The 258-nt window shown below is 62.8% G+C and carries 1 protein-coding gene; it reads left to right on the top strand.

Features of this window, described 5'->3' with window-relative positions:
• On the top strand, positions 1-258 hold a 258-nt coding region (locus ACP7FG_RS13080), incomplete at both ends, for a hypothetical protein (protein ID WP_439226639.1).

Below are 258 nucleotides of genomic sequence, written 5' to 3'. Positions count from 1 at the left end.
CTCGACTTCTACGAGCGGGTGGACCTCCCGTCGCTGACCAAGGACGACCAGGTGAGCGATTCGACGATTCAACCCGAGCGCGTCCCTGAGATTCTGAAGTATCTGTCCAAGTACGAGTACGCCTCTCGCGATCATGCGATTTGGGCACTCGTCTGGCATACGGGCGTCCGCCTCGGTGGTCTCCGCGCGCTCGACCTCGACGACGTACACCTCGACGTGGACAAACCCCGGATCGAGCTGGTCCACCGACCGGGCGAG

It is taken from the genome of Idiomarina sp. ST10R2A5, from assembly GCF_051842325.1.
Lineage (GTDB): Bacteria > Pseudomonadota > Gammaproteobacteria > Enterobacterales > Alteromonadaceae > Idiomarina > Idiomarina abyssalis.
Note: the sequence above shows the minus strand (reverse complement) of the source record. Positions and strands in the feature narration are given on the sequence as shown.